We start from the raw sequence: 18,947 nt of genomic DNA, 5'->3' as shown, positions 1-18,947 counted from the left end.
GGCGTGCGTCCGGGCACGCCAGATCGCGTCAGGGCGCCGACGCCGTGGCCTGCGAGGCGGCCAGCAGGCCTTCGCTCTGGCACAGCACCCGGCTGGCGGCGGCGGTTTCGTCGAAGCGCTGCAGCGCCAGGGCCAGCGCGGCGGCGCCCAGCTGGCTGGCATCGCGGCTGAGCGTGGCCGCGGCCTCGGCCAGGGCCGCCAGCCCCAGGTTCAGCGCCGCACCCTTCACGCTGTGGGCGCTGCGGCGCAAGGCCTCGGGGTCGGCCTCGCGCATGGCCTCGCGCATGCGGCGCGCGGCATCGTCCACCTGCTCGAAGAAGCCGCCGTACAGCCCGGGCAGCTGGTCGGCGCCCATCAGTTCGCGCACGTTGCGCAGCGTGGCATGGTCGATCAGCGCGGCCGTGTCGCCCGGGCCGTCGGAGGCCGGGCGGGCCAGCGGTGCCGGGGGCAGCTCGGTGGCGGTGCCGAAGTGGCGCGCGAACAGCGTCTGCAGGCCGGCCAGACTCATCGGCTTGGCCACCACCTCGCTGACGCCGGCGCGCAGGCAGCGCTCGCGGGTGTCGGCGAACACGTCGGCGGTCAGCGCCACGATCGGCGTGTCGCGCAGCGGTGCCGGCAGCTGGCGGATGGCCTCGATGGCGGCCACGCCGTCCATCACCGGCATGTGCACGTCCATCAGCACCACGTCGAAGGGCCGGCCGGGGGGCTGCGCCTGCAGGGCCTGCAGGGCCTCGAGCCCGTTCTCGGCGAAGTGGCCGACATGGCCCAGGCGCTCGAGCAGTGCCGCCATGTACAGGCGGTTGACCGGGTGGTCCTCGGCCACCAGCACCTGCAGCGCGCGCAGCGGGCCGCTGGGCAGCGCCGCGGGGTCGCGCGTGGGCGGCGGCGCGGCTTCCAGCGGGCAGTGGAAGCTGAACACGCTGCCGGCGCCCGGCGCACTGCGCACGGCGATCTCGCCGCCCATCAGCCGCGCCAGGTTGCGCGAGATGGCCAGCCCCAGGCCGGTGCCGGTCTGGCGGCGCGCGCGCGGGTCGTCGGCGCGGCCGAAGCGGCGGAACAGCTGCGACATGGTCTGCCGGTCCATGCCGATGCCGGTGTCGCTGACCTCGAACACCAGGCGCGGCGTGCCGTCGTCGGTGGCCTCGCGGCCGCAGCGCAGCACGATGGCGCCGGCCTCCGAGAACTTGATGGCATTGGCCAGCAGGTTGTAGAGCACCTGGCGCACCCGCGTGGCGTCCAGCATCAGGTGCACCGGCATGCCCTCGGCGGCCTGCACCTGCAGCACCAGGCCCTTGGCCTGGGCCGTGGGCTGCAGCAGCGCATGCACCTCGCGCAGCAGCGTGGCCAGGTGCACCGGCTGCGGCGCCAGGCGCAGCGTGCCGGACTCCAGCTTGGACAGGTCGAGGATGTCGTCGAGCAGGCGCAACAGGTGGTTGGCCGAGTCGTCGGCCACGCCCAGCCACTCGGCGGCGCGCGGATCGCGCGGCGAATCCTTCACCAGCGACAGCATGCCCAGCAGGCCGTGCAGCGGCGTGCGCAGCTCATGGCTCATGTCGGCCAGGAACTCGCTCTTGGCGTCGTTGGCGGACTCGGCGTCGATGCGGGCGTCGCGCAGTTCGTCGGCCAGGCTCTGCAGGCGCTGGTGGCGCTCGTCGAGCTTGCGCATCTGGCGCATGGCCAGGCCGGCGAACAGCATCACCATGGCCACCAGGAAGCCGGTCAGCGCCAGGCCGATGCGGTTGTGCTGGCGCACCTTCTCCTGCCGCTCGGTGACCTGGGCCGCCACGCGGTGCGAGGCGTCCAGCATCATCTGGTGGATCGGTGCGTCCAGCGCGCGCAGGTCGGCCAGCATCGCGCCGGCGGCCTGCGGGCTGATCTGGCCGCGTGCCTCGTCGCCCAGGTACAGGTCGGCGCGCCGGGTGAAGCGATCGATCGCGGCCAGCGCGTCGGCCGACTTGGGCGAGTGGCCCAGCAGGCGCTGGGCGCGGTCGTTGTCCAGCAGCGCGATACGCGACAGGAAGATGTCGTAGCGCAGCTTCAGCGCCGCGCTGTCGATCGTCTCGCCGTCGTGCGGCCACTGCTCGCGCAGGCGCAGGTACTCGGTCTCCACCTGGTACAGGTTGAGCACCAGGTAGTCGTCCTGGTACTGCACGGTGAGGTTCAGCAGCGCGAACTGCCGCGCCTGCACGAAGGCCGCCGCCAGCAGCGTGGCCAGCAGCACCAGGCCGACGATGCCGAACCAGGGCGACACGCGCTGCGACGCGACGCTGTCGCGCCGGGTGGCCAGGCGGTCGCGCATGTCGGTCACACCACCTCGATCGACTTGAGCTGCCAGGCGCAGCGGCTGTAGTACACCGCGTTGCGCAGCTCGCGGTGGGCGTCGAAGGGGTAGATGATGAACAGCGGCCCCTTGTCGCGCACCGGCATGGGCTTGTCGTCCATCAGCCGGGCCAGCACCAGGTCGTAGCGCAGCGCGTCCTCGCCGGGGATCTCGACCACGTAGTCGTTCAGTGCCGCGGCGCGAAGCCTGCTGCCTTCGGCCAGCCGGCCCCCGGCGGCGGCCACCACGTCGCGCAGCAGCGGGCCGGTGAAGCGGCGCGGTTGCGGGTACCAGGGGGTCTGGGTGTTCAACGTGGCCTGCGGCAGGCGTTCGAGCATGGCCATGTCGAACAGCGACTGGCCGTCGCGGTTGCCGCCACGCAGCCGGCCGGACACGGTGAGGATCACCGGTCCTTGCGGATTCTCCAGCGCCCAGGTGGCGGCGGGTCTGAACAGCGTCAGGGCGCCAAGGCCCAGCAGACGACGTCGGAACATCGGCGCGGTCTCGAACAAGCGAAACCCTATGGTACCGCGCCGCCGTGCCGTGCGGCACGCGATATTCCGCCCTGCGTTTCAGGCCGCGTCACGCGGGTGACATTTCGCGGGTTCGCGGGGATGCCCATGCCAGACGCGCTGCGGTACACCCAGGGGTCGGTGCCGTATTCCGCTGCGGCACCCGCCTGCTGGCTTGATTTCCCGCCACCGTCCCGGCCGCTTCGGCGGCCACCCACCGATTCTTCCCGTCCGACGATGAACGCTCCCCGTCCGCACGAGGCCATCTGGCCCAAACGCCTGCCGCGCCAGCTGGTGCTGCCCGAGACCAGCCTGTGGTTCAACCTCGAGGTCAGCGCCCGCCGCTACCCGAACAAGCCGGCCTACCTGTTCTTCGGCCAGCCGCTGGCCTTTGGCGACCTGAAGCGCCAGGCCGAGGCCCTGGCCGGCTGGCTGCAGGCCCATGGCGTGGGCAAGGGCGACCGCGTGGCGGTGTTCATGCAGAACTGCCCGCAGTTCGTCATCGCCGTGCATGCCGTGCTGCGCGCCGATGCGGTGGTGGTGCCGGTCAACCCGATGAACCGCGCCGACGAGTTCGGCCACTACATCACCGACCCCGGCGCCAAGGTGGTGCTGACCACCGCCGACCTGGCCGCCATCGTGGCCGAGGCCAACGGCCGGCTGCCGGCCGACAAGCAACTTCAGCACATCGTCGCCACCCGCTTCACCGATGCCATGCCGGCGGTGCTGGACGATGCCGAGCGGCCGTCGCAGCCGGTGCTCGACTGGCTGATGGCCGACCCGGTGCTGCCGCCCTCGGTGGGCGGCGGCACCCAGGTCACGCGCTGGGCCGACGCGCTGGCCGCCGGCCATGTGCCTGGCGTGCATGCCGCGCGGCCCGACGACCTGGCCCTACTGCCCTACACCAGCGGCACCACGGGCCTGCCCAAGGGCTGCATGCACACCCACCGCACGCTGATGCACAACGTGGTCGGCGGGGGGGTGTGGGGCCATGCCGGCCCCGAGACGGTGGGCCTGGGCGTGGTGCCGATGTTCCACATCACCGGCTTCATCTACGGCTGCCTGGGCTCGGTGGCCGGGGGCGGCACCACGGTGATCCTGCCGCGCTGGGATCGCGAGCTGGCCGGCCGCATCATCAGCCGCCATCGCGTGACGCACTGGACCTGCATCCCGACGATGATCATCGACCTGTTCGGCAGCCCGAACTACGCCAGCTTCGATCTGTCGAGCCTGAAGTACGTGTCGGGCGGCGGCGCGGCCATGCCGCAGGCCGTGGCCGAGCGCCTGAAGCGCGAGTTCAACATCGACTTCGCCGAGGGCTACGGCCTGACCGAGACCGCCGCGCCCACTCACGCCAACCCGCCCGAGCGGGCCAAGCTGCAGTGCCTGGGCATCCCGATCATCGGCACCGATTCGCGCGTGATCGACCCCGACACGCTGCAGGAAGTGGCCATCGGCGAGACCGGCGAGATCGTCAGCTGCGGCCCGCAGGTGTTCAAGGGCTACTGGGGCCACCCCGAGGCGACGAAGGCCGCCTTCATCGAGCTCGACGGCAAGACCTTCTTCCGCACCGGCGACCTGGGCCGCATGGACGAGGAGGGCTACTTCTTCATCACCGACCGCCTCAAGCGCATGATCAATGCCAGCGGCTACAAGGTGTGGCCCAGCGAGGTGGAGCTGCTGCTCTTTAAGTGCCCGCTGGTGCAGGAGGCCTGCGTCATCGGCACGCGCGACGCCTACCGCGGCGAGTCGGTCAAGGCCGTGGTGGTGCTGCGCGCCGAGGCCCGCGGCAGCGCCACGCCCGAGGACATCATCGCCTGGGCGCGCGAGCACATGGCGGCCTACAAGGTGCCGCGCAGCGTCGAGTTCGTCGACGCCCTGCCCAAGAGCGGCTCGGGCAAGGTGATGTGGCGCCTGCTGCAGGAGAAGGAGAGCGCCTGAGGCGCCGGCCAGGTCAGGCCGTCGGGTAGGTGCCCGGCAGCAGGATCTGGCGGTCCACGTGGCGCAGCTGGGTGTGGCCGCAAAACGCCATGGTCACGTCCAGCTCCTTGTGCAGGATCTGCAGCGCGCGGGTGACGCCGGCCTCGCCCATGGCACCCAGGCCGTAGACCATCGCGCGGCCGATCATCGTGCCGCGCGCGCCCAGGGCCCAGGCCTTCAGCACGTCCTGGCCGCTGCGGATGCCGCCGTCCATCCACACCTCGATCTGGTCGCCCACCGCGGCCGCGATGGCCGGCAGCGCGCTGATGCTGGACGGCGCGCCATCGAGCTGGCGGCCACCGTGGTTGCTGACCACGATGGCGTCGGCGCCGCTCTGGACGGCCAGTTGCGCGTCCTCGACGTCCATGATGCCCTTGAGGATCAGCTTGCCGCCCCAGCGCTCCTTGACCCAGGCGATGTCGGGCCAGCTCAGGCGCGGATCGAACTGCTCGTTGGTCCAGGCGGCCAGGCTGCTCATGTCGCTGACGCCCTTCACATGGCCCACCAGGTTGCGGAAGGTGTGGCGCTTGGTGCCGGCCATGCCCAAGCACCAGCGGGGCTTGGTCATCAGGTTGGCGATGTTGCGCAGCGTGGGCCGCGGCGGCGCGGTCAGGCCGTTCTTCAGGTCCTTGTGGCGCTGGCCGATCACCTGCAGGTCGAGCGTGAGCACCAGGGCGCTGCATTGGGCGGCCTTGCAGCGGTCGATCATGCGGCCCATGGCCTCGCGGTCGCGCATCATGTAGAGCTGGAACCAGAACGGCGCGCTGGTGTGCTCGGCGATGTCCTCGATCGAGCAGATGCTCATGGTGCTGAGCGTGAACGGGATGCCGAACTTCTCGGCCGCGCGCGCGGCGTGGATCTCGCCATCGGCATGCTGCATGCCGGTCAGGCCCACCGGGGCGATGGCCACCGGCATCTTCACCGCCTGGCCCACCATGGTGGTGGCGGTGCTGCGGTTCTCCATGTTCACGGCCACGCGCTGGCGCAGCTTGATGCCTTGGAAATCACGCTCGTTGGCGCGGTAGGTGCCCTCGGTCCAGCTGCCGGAGTCGGCATAGTCGTAGAACATGCGCGGCACGCGCTTCTCGGCCAGGACGCGCAGGTCTTCGATGCAGGTGATCACGGGCATGGGGTCGGCTCTCCGGCAGGGCTGGGGTCAGCCGGGGATGCTAGCCGCGCCGCGTGCCGCCGCGCCGGAAGATTGTTCAGGCCAGACCGGAAAGCCAGGCCGATGCGTGGGCCGACAGCGCGGCGCAGCGGCCCTGCAGCCAGTGCGCGAAGCGCTCGGCCGCGTCCTGGTTCAGGCTGCCGGCGCGCGGCAGCAGCAGGTAGTCCTGCGTGGCCGGCACGGTGATGTGCGGGAACAGCGGGCGCAGCGTGCCGGCGTCCAGCCACTGGCGGGCCAGCGTGGGGCGCGCCAGCGTCAGGCCCTGGCCGCAGACGGCGGCCTCCAGCGTCAGGCCCAGATCGACCAGCTTGGGGCCGGTGGTGGGCTCGGGCCAGGGCAGGCCGGCGGCGCGCAGCCATGGCGTCCAGGGCTCCAGCGGCGTGCGCAGCAGCGGCGCGCCGGCCAGGTCGGCCGGGCTGCGCAGCGGTGGCAGGCGCGCGATCAGCGCGGGCGCGGCCACGGCCACCACGCGGTCGGCCAGCAGCACCTGGGCGCCGGGCAGCTGCTCGACATCGCCCACCCGCACCTCGATGTCGCTGTCGTGCGGCGAGCCGTCCAGGTAGGGAATCGACAGCAGCACCTCAAGCTCGATGTCGGGGTGGGCGGCGCAGAAGGCGTCCAGCCCCGGCACCAGCACCTGGCGCGCGAAGGTGGGCGGCGTGGTCACGCGCAGGCGCTGCTGGCGCGGGCCGCGGCGCTGGTGCAGCGGCACGGTGGCCAGCAGCTGCAGCGCCGCGCGCACCTGGGGCAGGTATTCCTTGCCCGGCGCGGTCAGCACCAGGGCCTTGGGGCCGCGGTTCAGCAGCAGCGTGCCCAGCAGGTCTTCCAGCGTGGCCACGCGCTTGCTGACCGCGCTGGCGGTGACGGCCAGTTCCTCGGCCGCGCGCTCGAAGCTGCCCAGCCGCGCCGCGGCCTCGAAGGCGCGCAGGCCGTCGATGGACGGAAAGCGCAGGTCGTGCGGGTGGGCGCCGTATCCGGCGGCCGGTTGCCGCATTCAGCTGCAGGACGAGCCGCCGCAGCCGGTGATCGGCTCGAGGATGGGCTCGCCGTTGGCGTCCAGCGCGACCTTGCATTCGCCGGTCTCGGGGTCGAAGCCCACCAGGGCCATGTGCTGGGCCAGCGCGGCGTCCATCTGCTGCGCATGCTGCGGGAACCAGATCGCCAGCTCGCCCACGGCCACGCGCAGCGGCTCGAAGTCGCCTTCCTCGCGGGCGCGCTTGCCGCATTCGAGCATCACGTCGAGCACGGCCTTGTGCTGGAAGGCGTGGCAGTTCTCGGGCGCGAAGCCGGTGGCCTGCATCCAGCGGTCTTCCTGGCCGAAATGCTCGACCGTGTGCTCGCACAGCGTGGTCCAGCGCGCCAGCAGCGTGGCCTCGTCCTGCGCCAGGGCGGCGTCGGCCTGGGCCAGCAGGTCGACGAACTCCTCGTGCGTGGCGTCCATGCGCTGGTGGTCGAGGGCGAGTTCGGGGCTCCAGGCGAGTGCGGGCATGGCAGGGGTGCGAAACGTTGGGGAAGGCCGCAAGCGTAGCAGGCGCGCGGTGGCCGGCGGCTTGCGTCGGCGCAAGGCCGCGGCGCGGATAGCATCGCGGCAGTGAACCCGCCGCCCGCCGCCGCCGCGCCCAGCCTGCTGCGCCGCCACCCGCTGTGGCTGCGCGTGCTGTGGCTGCTGGCCGGCGTGGCCAGCCTGGTCACCGGCATCGTGGGCATCTTCGTGCCGCTGCTGCCCACCACGCCCTTCGTGCTGCTGGCGGCGTACTGCTTCTCGCGCGGCAGCACCCGCTGCGAGGCCTGGCTGCTGAACCATCCGCGCTTCGGGCCGATGGTGCGCGACTGGCGCGCCAGCCGCGCCATCCCGCTGCGCGCCAAGCAGCTGGCCTGGACGATGATGGCCATCGGCTCGACCATCGGCGGCCTGAAGCTGCCGCTGCGCTGGTGCTGGGTGCCGGCGCTGTGCTGTGCGGCGGTGGCCTTCTGGATGTGGCGGCTGCCCACCCGGCCCCCGGGCGGCAGTGCGCGCGCGCAGCCGCCGGCGGGTCAGTAGGTGGTGTTGTAGTCGCGCGGCGGCGCCGGCGGGGCGCGGCGCGGCTTGGGCGCGAAGTTCAGCGTGGCGTCCACGCTGGCGTTGCCGCTGGCCTGCACGCGCTGCACCGGTTGCTCCACCAACTGGTCGGGGTGCCACAGGCGCAGCTGCACCGGACCATCGGGCAGGTTGGCCAGCGTGACGCGGCCGCGCTCGTCGCTGACGCCGGTCCAGGGCGAGGCGCTGATCACCAGGTGGCCACGCATCGAGCCGTGGATGTGGCAGCCCAGCGTCACCACGCCGGGGTTCTCGGCCTTCAGATCCTGCGCGGCCTCCTTGCCGCCGCGCAGCGCGGCCAGGCGGAACTCGAACTGCTGCGCCGGCGCGATGCTGCCCAGCGGCCCGCCGGGCTGCGAGCGCACATGGTGGTCGTAGCGGTCGCGGTTGATGAAGCGCACCGTGGCGCCCACCGGCACCACGGTGACATAGGGCAGGAACTTGCTGCCCTGCTGCACGATGGGCACCGGCTCGGGCAGCGGCTGCGAGGGCCAGATGCCGGTGGGCTGCACCATCACCGCCACGTCGGGTGCGGGCTTGCCGTCGGCGTCCAGCACGGTCACCTGAAGCTGGCCGGCGTGCGCCGGGGCGCCGGTGAACAGGGCGGCGGTGATCAGGCCGAGGGCAGCGCGGCGAGGCAGGGCGGTGGACGGCGTCATGGTGGCGCCGATGATAGAAGCGCCGCGCGCTGCAGTGTGCCCACGCGCACCCCCAGGAGCCGCAGCCGCCGGCTCAGGTCCACGCGCTTCAGGCACAGGCCGGCGGCCAGGCGGATGGCGCTGGCGTCGGCGGTGGGCGTTTCCACGGTCATGTCGCGGGTCACGGTCTTGAAGTCGTCGAAGCGCAGCTTGATGCCGATGGTGCGGCCGACATAGCCCTTGCGCTGCAGGTCGCCGGCCACCTGCTCGGCCAGCCGGGTGAAGATGGTGGTCAGCTCGGCGCGGTCGCGCTTGGCGTGCAGGTCGCGTTCGAAGGTGGTTTCGCGGCTCATCGACACCGGCTCGCTGTGGGTCACCACCAGGCGGTCGTCGCGGCCGTGCGAGGCCTCGTGCAGCCAGGCGCCGTAGCTGCGGCCGAAGTGCTCCAGCAGCAGCGCGCGCGGCTGCGCGGCCACGTCGCCGATGGTCTTCCAGCCCAGCGCCATCAGCCGGGCGCCGGCCTTGGGGCCGATGCCGTTGATGCTGCGCACCGGCAGCGGCCAGATGCGGGTGGCGATGTCGGCCTCGGTCAGCAGGGCCAGGCCGTCGGGCTTGTCCAGCTCGCTGGCGATCTTGGACAGCAGCTTGTTCGGCGTCACGCCGATCGAGCAGGTGAGGCCGGTGGCCGAACGCACGTTGTTCTTGATCTCGAGTGCCAGCGCCCGCACGCCGCCGTGCGGGTCGTGGCCCAGCGGCTCCTGGGCGCCGGGCACGTCGGTGAGGTCGATGTAGATCTCGTCGATGCCGCGGTCCTCGATCACCGGTGCCAGTTCGGCCACCGCGGCCTTGAAGCGGCGCGAGTACAGGCGGTACTGCTCGAAGTCGGTGGGCAGCAGCACGGCCTCGGGCGCGCGCACGGCGGCCTTCATCAGGCCCATGCCCGAGTGCACGCCGTGGTCGCGCGCCGCGTAGGTGGCGGTGGTGACCACGCCGCGCCCGGCATAGCCAGCCAGGCGGGCGAAGCGCCGCGTGCCGTCGGGCAGCAGCTCGGGCTGGTGGCGCCGGCCGCCGCCGATGACCACCGGCTGGCCCTTCAGCTCCGGATAGCGCAGCAGTTCCACCGATGCATAGAAGGCATCCATGTCCAGGTGGGCGATCCAGCGGCGCGGCGCGTTCATGCCCGCATTGTGGGTCGCGACAACTGGACACGTTTGCATCACCTGTTCATGGAATAAATGTGCAAGCTGCACATATACTGGCAACGCGACGTCTGTTCCGCGTCACGTTCCGTCGATTTCCGACTCCCCTTGCCACCGGAGACATTCGCCATGAACCCGATCGATCTGCTGCCGTACGACGCGGCCCCCGACTCCTCCCCCGCCATGCGCCGCAGCCGTTGGTCGCGCCGCCTGGCCCTGCCCACGGCCCTGCTGGCCGCCGGCCTGGCGGTGCTGGCCGGCTGCGGTGGTGGCGGCGGCGACGCCACGGCCACCGCCAGCGCCGGCGGCAGCACCAGCACCGCCACGGCGGCCACCGACTACACCGTGGGCGCCATCACCGGCTTCGGCTCGGTCATCGTCAACGGCGTGCGCTACGACGATTCGGGCGTCAGCGCGGTGGACGACAACGGCAACAGCGTCAAGATGGCGCTGGGCATGACGGCCACGGTCGACAGCAGCACCGTGGACAGCAGCACCCGCACCGCCAAGGCGCACGGCATCCGCATCGGCAGCCGGCTGCTGGGCCCCATCGCCACCGGCAGCCTGGTGGTCAGCGGCAGCACCGGCACCATGACCGTGCTGGGCCAGACCGTCGACGTGACCGACAGCACCGTGTTCGACGACACGCTGGCCGCCGGCCTGTCGGCGCTGACCGAGGGCGCGGTGATCGAGGTGCATGCGCTGCCCGACAGCGCCACCGGCCACCTGGTGGCCACGCGCATCGAATCCAAGACCGGCGCCACCGCCTACAAGCTGGTGGGCACCGTGGCCGGCCTGGACAGCACGGCCAAGACCCTCACCATCGGCGCCGCCAAGGTCAGCTACGCCAGCGCCACCAGCGTCAGCAGCACGCTGGCCGATGGCCAGACCGTGCGCGTGACGCTGGCCACCACCGTGCCGGCCACCGCCAGCGACGCCTGGACGGCCACCCGCGTGGACAACGGCAAGGGCACCGTCAGCACCGACACCAGCACCGTGACCACCGTGTCCGTGCGCGGTGACATCAGCAGCTTCACCTCGGCCACCAGCTTCACCGTGGCCGGCGTCAAGGTGGATGCCAGCAGCGCCACCGTCACGCCCACCGGCAGCACGCTGGCGGCCAGCGTCTCGGTGGTGGTCAAGGGCACCATGACCAACGGCGTGCTGGTGGCCACCAGCGTCGTGGTCGACAGCTACGACAAGAGCGGTGGCGGCAAGGGCAAGTTCGAGCTGCACGGCACCGTCGGCAGCCTGGACACCACCGCCAAGACCTTCGTCGTCGTCGGCACCAAGGTCAACGTGACCGTGGACTACAGCGGCAGCAGCATCACCTGGACCAACGGCACCGAGGCCACGCTGGCCAACGGCGTGAAGGTGGAGGTGCGCGGCGGCGTGGGCAGCACGCGCACCCGGATCGTCGCCACGGCGATCAAGTTCGAGAGCTGACCCCTTGCGGCTGCGGTGGCGGCGTAGCATCGCGCCGCCACCCACCCCGCCCGCCGTGAGCCCCACTGACACCGCTCCCCCGCACCCCGCCCCGGCCGACGCGCTGGCCGGGGCGCTGCGCCAGTTGCTGGGCCCCTTGGCCCGGCTGGCGCTGGCGCGCGGAGTCACCCACGCCACGCTCGACGAGTTGCTCAAGCAGGCCCTGGTGGACGCCGCCGATCGCCAGCACGCCGCGCTGCCGCCGCACCGGCGCGTCAGCCGCATCAGCACCGCCACCGGCATCCACCGGCGCGAGGTGACGCGCCTGGTGGGCGAGCTGCGCGACGGGGCGGCCCAGGCCGCGCCGCCGCAGCGCTCGCTGGCCAGCGAGCTGTTCGCCCACTGGCGCACCCACCGCGACTACTGCGACCGCCGCGGCTCGCCGGCCGAACTGCCGCGCCAGGGGCCGGCCCCCAGCTTCGAGAGCCTGGCCCAGGCCATCACCCGCGACGTGCACCCGCGCAGCCTGCTCGACGAACTGCTGCGCCTGGGCCTGGCCGCCCACGACCGCGAGCGCGACACGGTGCGCCTGCTGCGCGAGGACTTCGTGCCCAGCGGTGACGCCGCGCGCATGCTGCGCAGCCTGGGCAACAACGTTGGCGACCACCTGCAGGCCGCGGTGGACAACGTGCTGTCCGACGCGCCGCGCCACTTCGAGCAGGCGGTGTTCGCCGGTGGCCTGAGCGCCGCGTCGGTGGCCGAGATCGACCGCCTGCTGCGCGCCCGCTGGGGCGAGCTGGTCGACGCCCTGGTGCCGGCGCTGGAAACCCTGATCGCCCGCGATGCCGCCGCCCTGGCCGATGCCGCCAGCGACGCCGAAGGCGCCGCCCCTCCCCCTGTGCCCCGCCAGCGTGTCCGGCTGGGCCTGTACGCGCTGGCGCAGGACCTGCCCGCGCCCGACGCCCCGGAAAGCCCGCGATGAACGCCCACGACACCACGCTGCCCCCCGCCGCGCCCCACGGGCGCTCCGCGCGTTCCGGCCGCCCCGCGCGCTGGCTGGCGCGCCTGGCCGGCCGCCTGTCGGCACGCTGGCGCGACAGCGCTGCCGACCTGCTGTCGTTCGGCGCCGCGCTGCTGGTGGCCGGCCTGGCGGCGCTGCTGCTGGGCAGCCTGCACGGCTGCGGCGGTGGCGTGGGCATCGAGGGCACCGGAGCCTCGTACGCCTCGGGCCCGATCACCGGCTATGGCTCCATCGTCGTCAACGGCGTGCACTTCGACGAGGCCGCCGCCCAGGTGCAGGACGACGACGGCGGCGCGCTCGACCGCACCCGCCTGGCGCTGGGCATGGTGGTGCAGATCGATGCCGGCGCCATCACCACCGCCGCCGACGGCACGCCGACCGCCACCGCCACCCGGGTGCGCGCCAGCCGTGCGCTGGTGGGGCCGCCGGTGGTCTCGGCCAGTGGCCAGCTCAGCGTGCTGGGTCAGGCGGTGCGCATCGGCAGCGCCACCGTGCTCGACGCCAGCTTCACCGAGGGCCTGGCCAGCATCGCGCGCAGCGCGGTGGTCGAGGTCTACGGCAGCTACGACAGCAGCGGCCTGCAGGCCACGCGCATCGCACCGGCCGCCAGCGGCAGCGCCTACCTGGTGCGCGGCACGGTCAGCGCGGTGGACACTACGCGCCAGACCTGCACCATCGGTGGCCAGAGCTACGTGCTGGCCTCCACCACAGGCCTGTCCGACGGCAGCGTGGTCAAGCTGGCGGTGCAGGGCGTCACCGACAGCAGCGGCCGCTGGACGACCACCGGCGTGCAGACGCAGAGCAACCTGCCCGGCAGCAACGGCGCCGAGGTGGAGCTCGAGGGGGCGGTGGCCAAGCTGGTGTCGGCCACGCGCTTCGTGCTCGACGGTGTCACGGTCGACATCGCGAGCGCCAGCGTCAGCGGCGGCACGGTGGCCCAGGGCAGCGCGGTGTCGGTGCGCGGCCGGCTCAACGGCGGCGTGCTGGTGGCCACGCGGGTCGAGGTCGAGGCGCAGGACCAGGCCCGGAGCTTCGAGCTGCGCGGCAGCGTCACCAGCATCGACCGCGTGGCGCTGCGCATGGTGGTGCAGGTGTCGGGCCGCAGCACCACGGTCAGCCTGGCGCGCAGCGACCTGGTGTTCGACAAGGGCAGCCTGGCCGACCTGGCGGTGGGCGTGAAGCTGCGCGTCACCGGCCAGCTGGCCACCGACCGCCAGGTGCTGGAGGCCACCCGCATCCGGGTGGGCGACTGACCGGGCGAGCGCCGGCCGGCGGGCTCAGGGGCGCAGCGCCCCGGTGAGCAGCGCCGTGCCGGTGGCCGCGGCCAGTGCCGTGCCCAGGCAGCCGGCCACGCGCAGGCCGAAGCCGGTGCCGCCGCTGCCCAGCGCCACCACCACCCGGGTGAGGCTGTTGGTGCCCAGCGTGATCAGCACGCCGCGCAGCGCCTGGGCATCGCTCAGGCCGCCCTGGTGCGCCACCGCACCCAGCGCCGCGACGCCCGAATGCGCGTCGCCGAAGCCGGCCAGCGCCGCGCCGGCCAGGGCGCCCGCCTGGCCGAAGGCACGCTGCGCCATCGCCACCGCCACCGACACACCGGTCAGCAGCGCCGCCACCAGCAGCGCCTCGCGCACGCGCAGCGCCCGCCCGGGCGGTGACGCGCCGCGCGCAGCGGCCGGGGCACCGGCCTGCCGGCCATGCCAGGCCTGCGCCGTGCCCCAGGCCAGTGCCACCACCGCCCCGGCGGCCAGTGCCGGCAGTGCGCGCAGCGCCAGCGAGGGAGCCACCGCACCCAGCATGGCCATGGCCTGCAGCCAGGTGGCGGCGGTGGACAGCATGGCGCCGGCGGTGCAAGCCGCCACCTGGTTCGGATGGGCGCGCAGCCGGCTGCCCATCGAGGCCACCGTGGCCGTGCTCGACACGAAGCCCGAGATCAGGCCCGACAGCGCCAGCCCCACGTCGGGCCCCACCAGGCGCAGCGCCACATGGCCGGCGGCCTGCAGCAGCAGGATCAGCAGCACCAGCGCGGCGATCTGGTGCGGCTGCAGCCCGCCCAGCCAGGCCACTGGCTGCTGCGGCACCAGCGGCACCAGCACCAGGGCCACGGCGGCCAGCAGCAGGCCGTCGTGCAGTTCGTCCTCGCTGAGCACGCGGGTGGCAAAGCGGTGCAGGCTGCCGCGTGCGGCCAGCAGCACGGCCACCAGCGCGGCCATGCCCGCACCCACCGCCGGCCGCGCCATGGCCAGCACGCCGATCAGGTAGGTGACCACCAGCGCCAGCTCGGTGGTCATGCCGGGGTCGGGCGGCGGGCCGCCGGCGGGCGGGTGCGGCGGGCGCACCGAGCGCAGGTAGGCCAGCGCGGCCAGCAGCAGCACCGCCACCGCGCCCACCGCCACCAGCGCCGGCTGGGCCAGGCCCTGGGCCAGCGCGCCGGCCAGCGCCACCAGCGTGAAGCTGCGGATGCCCGCGGCGCCGCGCTGCGGGCCGCGCCCCTTGCGCCGCTCGCGCTCCAGGCCGATCAGCAGGCCGCCGCCCAGCGCCACGCTCAGGCCCAGCAGCAGCGGCTGCACCGCGCCGGCCTCGGGCATCTCCAACGCCATCGAACGCGCCGGCTACAGCTGCACGGTCTCGCCGTGCTGCGGCACGCGCACCGCCCAGCCCAGTTCGTCCTTCACGCGCTGGCGCAGCGCGTCGGCGGCGGCCGGCTCGCCATGCACCACGAAGGTCTGCGCCGGGGCGCCGGGCATCTGGCGCAGCCAGTCGACCAGTTCGTCGGCATCGGCGTGGCCCGAGAAGCCTTCGAGCCCGGTGACGCCGGCATGCACCGGCACGTACTCGCCGTGGATCTTGACCTCGCGTGCGCCGCCCAGCAGCAGTGCGCCACGGCTGCCGCCGACCTGGAAGCCGGCGAACACGATGTGGTTGTGCGGGTCTGGCGCCAGCGCCTTCAGGTGATGCAGCACGCGGCCGCCGGTGGCCATGCCGCTGGCCGAGATGATGACCTGCGGGTAGCGCGAGGCCGACACGCGCTGGCTTTGCGCCGGCGTGGTGACGATGGTCACGCCGTCGATCAGCGTGGCGATCTCGCGCGCTGGCACGCGCAGCAGCTTGCGGTGCTGGCCGTACAGCGCGGTGGCCTGGGTGGCCATCGGGCTGTCGAGCACGATGGGCAGGCGCGCCGGGATCTCGCCGGCCGCCTTCAGCCGCTGCAGCACCAGCAGCAGGGCCTGGGCGCGGCCCACAGCGAAGGACGGCAGCAGCACCGAGCCGCCGCGCGCGATGGTGTCGCGGATGATGCGCGCCAGCACCGCCGGCGCATCCTCGGGCGGATGGCGGCGGTTGCCGTAGGTGGATTCGACCAGCAGCACATCGGCGTGCGGCAGGGCCTGCGGCGGCGGCATCAGCAGGTCGCGGCTGCGGCCCACGTCGCCGCTGAAGGCCAGCGTGCGCCCGCCGTGGCTGAGCGTGATGGCGCAGGCGCCCAGCAGGTGGCCGGTGGGCACCAGGCCCACCTGCACATCGCCGATGCGGAACGGCCGGTCGGTGCGCTGCGGCGAGATCTTGGCGATGGCGCGGCGCGCATCGGTGCGGGTGTACAGCGGCAGCGCCGTGGCGTGCTTGCTGTAGCCGTAGCGGTTGGCGCGGCGGGCGTCCTCTTCCTGCAGGTGGGCGGCGTCCAGCAGCATCACCTCGGCCAGGTCGCGCGTGGCGGCGCTGGCGTACACCGTGCCGCGCCAGCCGTCGGCCGCCAGGCGCGGCAGCCAGCCGCAGTGGTCGAGGTGGGCATGGCTCAGCACCACGGCGTCGATGTCTTGCGGCGGCACCGGCAGACGCTGCCAGTTGCGCTCGCGAAACAGCTTGAAGCCCTGGAACATGCCGCAGTCCAGCAGGATGCGCTGGCCGCCGATCTCCACCAGGTGCTTGGAGCCGGTGACCGTGTCGGCCGCGCCGAGGAACTGGATCTTCATCGCTGGCCCTCCGCGGCACCAGCGCTGGCCGCCGGCTGCTGCTGTTGTTGTTGCAACTGCTGGTACTCGAAGAACTTCTGCCCGCCGAAGGCCAGTGTGCCCATCAGCACGCCGCCGCCCAGCAGCAGCGCGGTGATGGCGCCCAGCACCGGGCCCCAGGTGGTGGGCCGCACCGTGCCGCCGGCGCCGAAGCGCGCGGCCCATTTCTCGTCGGGCGTCAGGCCGTAGACGATGGCCGCCAACATGGCCTGGCTGAGCATCAGGCCCAGCAGCGGGATCAACAGCCAGGCCACGGTGTCGTCCTGGCCCAGGTTGCGCATGCGCACCACGCCGGCCAGGCCGGCCAGCGTGGGCCAGGGCATCAGCCAGCCCGGCACATCGCGCAGGCCGTGCAGATAGAAGCGGTGCAGGCCCAGGCTGCCGCCCAGCAAGGCGATCCAGGTGGCCAGGGTCTTGGACTTGGGGGAGGCGGTCGCGTTCATCGTCGCCGGCATTGTGGCGCTGCGGCGGGCCGCGCCGCGCAATATCGCCACACCGGTGCTTGCCGCCGCCGCCGAAGCTCAGCCTATAATGCGCGGTTCTCGGCGACGGTCGGGTGCCGCATGGCGGCATCTGGCGTATCTACGGCGCCGACACCGTGCCTAGCGCGGGCCGTGCCACACACCGTGGTGCAGCGTGTGCGGGCAACCTTGATGGTTCGGCCTTGCGTGTCTCCCTGGCTGGTCTGTCGCCAACGATTTTCCGGAAGATCATCATGGTCGTCATTCGACTGGCACGTGGCGGCGCCAAGAAGCGCCCCTTCTACAACATCGTCGTGGCCGACTCGCGCGAGCGCCGCGATGGCCGCTTCATCGAGCGCCTGGGTTTCTACAACCCGATGGCCGCCGGTGCCGAGCAGCCGCTGCGCGTCGCGCTGGACCGCCTGACCTACTGGCAAGGCGTGGGTGCCCAGATGTCGCCCACCGTCGAGCGCCTGGTCAAGCAGGCCGCCAAGGCCGTGGCCGCCCCGGCCGCTGCCGCTGCTGCCTGATTCTTCAGGCACGCACAGGCCGATGAGCGCCGCCCAGCCCTACGCTGGGGCCGACGAACCGGCCTTTCCCGATGACGCGGTCGAAGTTGGCCGCGTCACCGGCGCCTGGGGCGTGAAAGGGTGGATCCGCGTCCAGCCCTTCTCCAGCGACCCCAAGGCCCTCTTTTCCTCCCGCCGCTGGTTCGTCCGTCCGCCCGAGACCGACGGTCCCCGCCCGGCCGCCGCGGCGCGCGCGCTGCCCGGCCTGCTGCGCATCACGCACAGCAAGGAGCATGGTGACGGCGTCGTCGCCAGCGCGCAGGAACTGCCCGACCGCAACGCGGCCGAGGCCATGAAGGGTGCGCGCATCTTCATCGCGCGCTCCAGCTTTCCCACCGCCGGCGACGGCGAGTTCTACTGGGTCGACCTGATCGGCCTGGCCGTGGTCAACCGCGAGGGCCAGGCCCTGGGCACCGTGGCCGATCTGATGGACACCGGCGCGCACAGCGTGCTGCGCATCCGCCGCCCCGAGGCCACCGACACCACGCCGCCGGCCGAGGCCGAGCGTCTGATCCCCTTTGTGGCTGCCTTCATCGACGACGTGAGCCTGGCCGAGCGCCGCATCACGGTCGACTGGGGCCTGGACTACTGAGCCTGCCGGCTCCGCGCCCCGATGCGCTTCGACGTCGTCACGCTGTTTCCCGAGCTGTTCGCGCCGCACCTGGCCGTGGGCATCACGCGCCGCGCGTTCGAATCGCGCTTGGTGGACGTGCGCCTGTGGCCTTTGCGCGATTTTGCCGAGGGCACCTACCGCCGCGTGGACGATCGCCCCTTCGGCGGTGGCCCCGGCATGGTGATGCTGGCCGAGCCGCTGGAGCGCGCGCTGGCCGCCGTGAAGGCGCAACGAGCCGAGCAGTCGCCGGCCGCCGACGGCACGGCGCCGGTGGTGGTGCACTTCACGCCCACCGGCGAGCGCATCACCCAGGCGCTGGTGCGTGAGCTGGCCGCCGGGCCGGGTGCCATCCTGCTGTGCGGCCGCTATGAAGGCATCGACCAGCGCGTGCTCGACCGCCATGTCACGCGCGAGCTGAGCCTGGGTGACTTCGTGCTGTCGGGCGGTGAATTGCCCGCGCTGGCGCTGCTGGACGCCGTGGCGCGGCTGCAGCCTGGCGTGCTGACGCCCGAGTCGCACGAGCAGGACAGCTTCTCGGAAGACTTCCTGCTGGATTGCCCGCACTACAGCCGGCCCGAGCTGCTGCAGCCGACCGAGGGCAGCGACGCGCTGCCGGTGCCGCCGGTGCTGCTGAGCGGCCACCATGCGCAGATCGCCCGCTGGCGGCGCGACCAGCAACTGGCCATCACCGCCCACCGCCGGCCCGACCTGATCGCCGCTGCGCGGGCGGCCGGCCGCCTGAGCGCCGCCGACGAGCGCGTGCTGAAGGCGCTGGCGCAGCCTGGTTGTTGACGTCACTGGCATCGGCCCGCGAGAGTGGGCTATAATCAAAGGCTTTTCGATCCTCTGCCGGGCCAGGCAGGCGAGCGGGTGTGCCGTACGGCGCGCCAGCGAAGCCGCCACACGATCCACCGTGATCACCCTTCAAACCCGCCGGCACGATCGCATCTGGAGAAAGCC

General features: G+C 72.8%; 18 protein-coding genes. 8 read left to right on the top strand and 10 right to left on the bottom strand.

All coding sequences use genetic code 11. The features are described 5' to 3' along the window. Positions 1–28: 28 nt before the first annotated feature. The gene (locus tag AACH10_RS02695) at positions 29–2,299 is read right to left on the bottom strand and encodes an ATP-binding protein (RefSeq protein WP_341408809.1); all 2,271 of its coding nucleotides are present in this window, start codon (positions 2,297–2,299) and stop codon (positions 29–31) included. A 5-nt stretch (positions 2,300–2,304) separates the two neighbouring features. After that, positions 2,305–2,814, bottom strand: a complete 510-nt coding sequence (locus AACH10_RS02690; RefSeq protein ID WP_341408808.1) for a putative pterin-binding protein — start codon at positions 2,812–2,814, stop codon at positions 2,305–2,307. A 255-nt stretch (positions 2,815–3,069) separates the two neighbouring features. On the opposite strand from AACH10_RS02690, the gene AACH10_RS02685 reads away from it, so the two are divergent. Beyond that, positions 3,070–4,773, top strand: coding sequence for a long-chain fatty acid--CoA ligase (locus AACH10_RS02685; RefSeq protein ID WP_341408807.1), 1,704 nt, complete (start codon positions 3,070–3,072; stop codon positions 4,771–4,773). A gap of 13 nt (positions 4,774–4,786) precedes the next feature. On the opposite strand, the gene AACH10_RS02680 is transcribed toward AACH10_RS02685, so the two are convergent. The 3 genes from AACH10_RS02680 to AACH10_RS02670 form a co-directional block, all read right to left on the bottom strand. Then, on the bottom strand, positions 4,787–5,941 hold the full coding sequence (locus AACH10_RS02680; protein WP_341408806.1) for an alpha-hydroxy acid oxidase: 1,155 nt from the start codon (positions 5,939–5,941) through the stop codon (positions 4,787–4,789). A gap of 76 nt (positions 5,942–6,017) precedes the next feature. Beyond that, positions 6,018–6,974, bottom strand: coding sequence for a LysR substrate-binding domain-containing protein (locus AACH10_RS02675; protein ID WP_341408805.1), 957 nt, complete (start codon positions 6,972–6,974; stop codon positions 6,018–6,020). Then, complete coding sequence (locus tag AACH10_RS02670; RefSeq protein ID WP_341408804.1) at positions 6,975–7,469, bottom strand: hemerythrin domain-containing protein; 495 nt, start codon at positions 7,467–7,469, stop codon at positions 6,975–6,977. A gap of 102 nt (positions 7,470–7,571) precedes the next feature. Between AACH10_RS02670 and AACH10_RS02665 the strand changes: the two genes are divergently transcribed. Next, positions 7,572–8,021, top strand: a complete 450-nt coding sequence (locus tag AACH10_RS02665) for a YbaN family protein (RefSeq protein WP_341408803.1) — start codon at positions 7,572–7,574, stop codon at positions 8,019–8,021. Here AACH10_RS02665 and AACH10_RS02660 read toward each other — a convergent pair. Further along, positions 8,015–8,716, bottom strand: coding sequence for a cupredoxin domain-containing protein (locus tag AACH10_RS02660; protein ID WP_341408802.1), 702 nt, complete (start codon positions 8,714–8,716; stop codon positions 8,015–8,017). The two genes, AACH10_RS02665 and AACH10_RS02660, sit on opposite strands and share 7 nt — an antisense overlap. Next, the gene (dinB, locus tag AACH10_RS02655) at positions 8,713–9,873 is read right to left on the bottom strand and encodes a DNA polymerase IV (RefSeq protein WP_341408801.1); all 1,161 of its coding nucleotides are present in this window, start codon (positions 9,871–9,873) and stop codon (positions 8,713–8,715) included. The genes AACH10_RS02660 and dinB overlap by 4 nt, the downstream gene beginning before the upstream one ends. 150 nt (positions 9,874–10,023) lie before the next feature. Here dinB and AACH10_RS02650 point away from each other — a divergent pair, with 150 nt between their 5' ends. The 3 genes from AACH10_RS02650 to AACH10_RS02640 are packed head-to-tail and all read left to right on the top strand — an operon-like array spanning position 10,024 to position 13,593. Beyond that, positions 10,024–11,340, top strand: coding sequence for a DUF5666 domain-containing protein (locus AACH10_RS02650; RefSeq protein WP_341408800.1), 1,317 nt, complete (start codon positions 10,024–10,026; stop codon positions 11,338–11,340). A gap of 55 nt (positions 11,341–11,395) precedes the next feature. After that, positions 11,396–12,301, top strand: coding sequence for a DUF6502 family protein (locus AACH10_RS02645; RefSeq protein WP_341408799.1), 906 nt, complete (start codon positions 11,396–11,398; stop codon positions 12,299–12,301). Next, positions 12,298–13,593 carry a DUF5666 domain-containing protein gene (locus tag AACH10_RS02640; protein ID WP_341408798.1) on the top strand — a complete coding sequence of 432 codons (1,296 nt, stop codon included), beginning with the start codon at positions 12,298–12,300 and terminating at the stop codon, positions 13,591–13,593. Before AACH10_RS02645 ends, AACH10_RS02640 begins: the two co-directional genes overlap by 4 nt. A gap of 24 nt (positions 13,594–13,617) precedes the next feature. Here the strand turns inward: AACH10_RS02640 and AACH10_RS02635 are convergent, their stop codons facing one another. Genes AACH10_RS02635 through AACH10_RS02625 form a run of 3 tightly spaced genes read right to left on the bottom strand, consistent with a single transcriptional unit; the run spans position 13,618 to position 16,787 of the window. Then, positions 13,618–14,937, bottom strand: coding sequence for a DUF4010 domain-containing protein (locus tag AACH10_RS02635; protein ID WP_341408797.1), 1,320 nt, complete (start codon positions 14,935–14,937; stop codon positions 13,618–13,620). 12 nt (positions 14,938–14,949) lie between these two features. After that, positions 14,950–16,305 (bottom strand): MBL fold metallo-hydrolase, encoded by a 1,356-nt coding sequence (locus tag AACH10_RS02630; protein WP_341408796.1) that lies wholly within the window; start codon positions 16,303–16,305, stop codon positions 14,950–14,952. Then, entirely contained in the window at positions 16,302–16,787 is a 486-nt protein-coding gene (locus AACH10_RS02625) for a TM2 domain-containing protein (RefSeq protein WP_341408795.1), read from the bottom strand. Before AACH10_RS02625 ends, AACH10_RS02630 begins: the two co-directional genes overlap by 4 nt. Before the next feature lie 272 nt (positions 16,788–17,059). Between AACH10_RS02625 and rpsP the strand changes: the two genes are divergently transcribed. The 3 genes from rpsP to trmD are packed head-to-tail and all read left to right on the top strand — an operon-like array spanning position 17,060 to position 18,779. Beyond that, on the top strand, positions 17,060–17,335 hold the full coding sequence (rpsP, locus tag AACH10_RS02620; RefSeq protein WP_341408794.1) for a 30S ribosomal protein S16: 276 nt from the start codon (positions 17,060–17,062) through the stop codon (positions 17,333–17,335). Positions 17,336–17,357: 22 nt separating this feature from the next. Further along, complete coding sequence (gene rimM / locus AACH10_RS02615; protein ID WP_341408793.1) at positions 17,358–17,966, top strand: ribosome maturation factor RimM; 609 nt, start codon at positions 17,358–17,360, stop codon at positions 17,964–17,966. Positions 17,967–17,987: 21 nt separating this feature from the next. After that, entirely contained in the window at positions 17,988–18,779 is a 792-nt protein-coding gene (gene trmD / locus AACH10_RS02610; protein ID WP_341408792.1) for a tRNA (guanosine(37)-N1)-methyltransferase TrmD, read from the top strand. Positions 18,780–18,947 lie beyond the last annotated feature (168 nt).

This window comes from Pseudaquabacterium inlustre (assembly GCF_038066595.1).
Taxonomy (GTDB): Bacteria; Pseudomonadota; Gammaproteobacteria; order Burkholderiales; family Burkholderiaceae_C; genus Pseudaquabacterium; species Pseudaquabacterium inlustre.
Note: the sequence above shows the minus strand (reverse complement) of the source record. Positions and strands in the feature narration are given on the sequence as shown.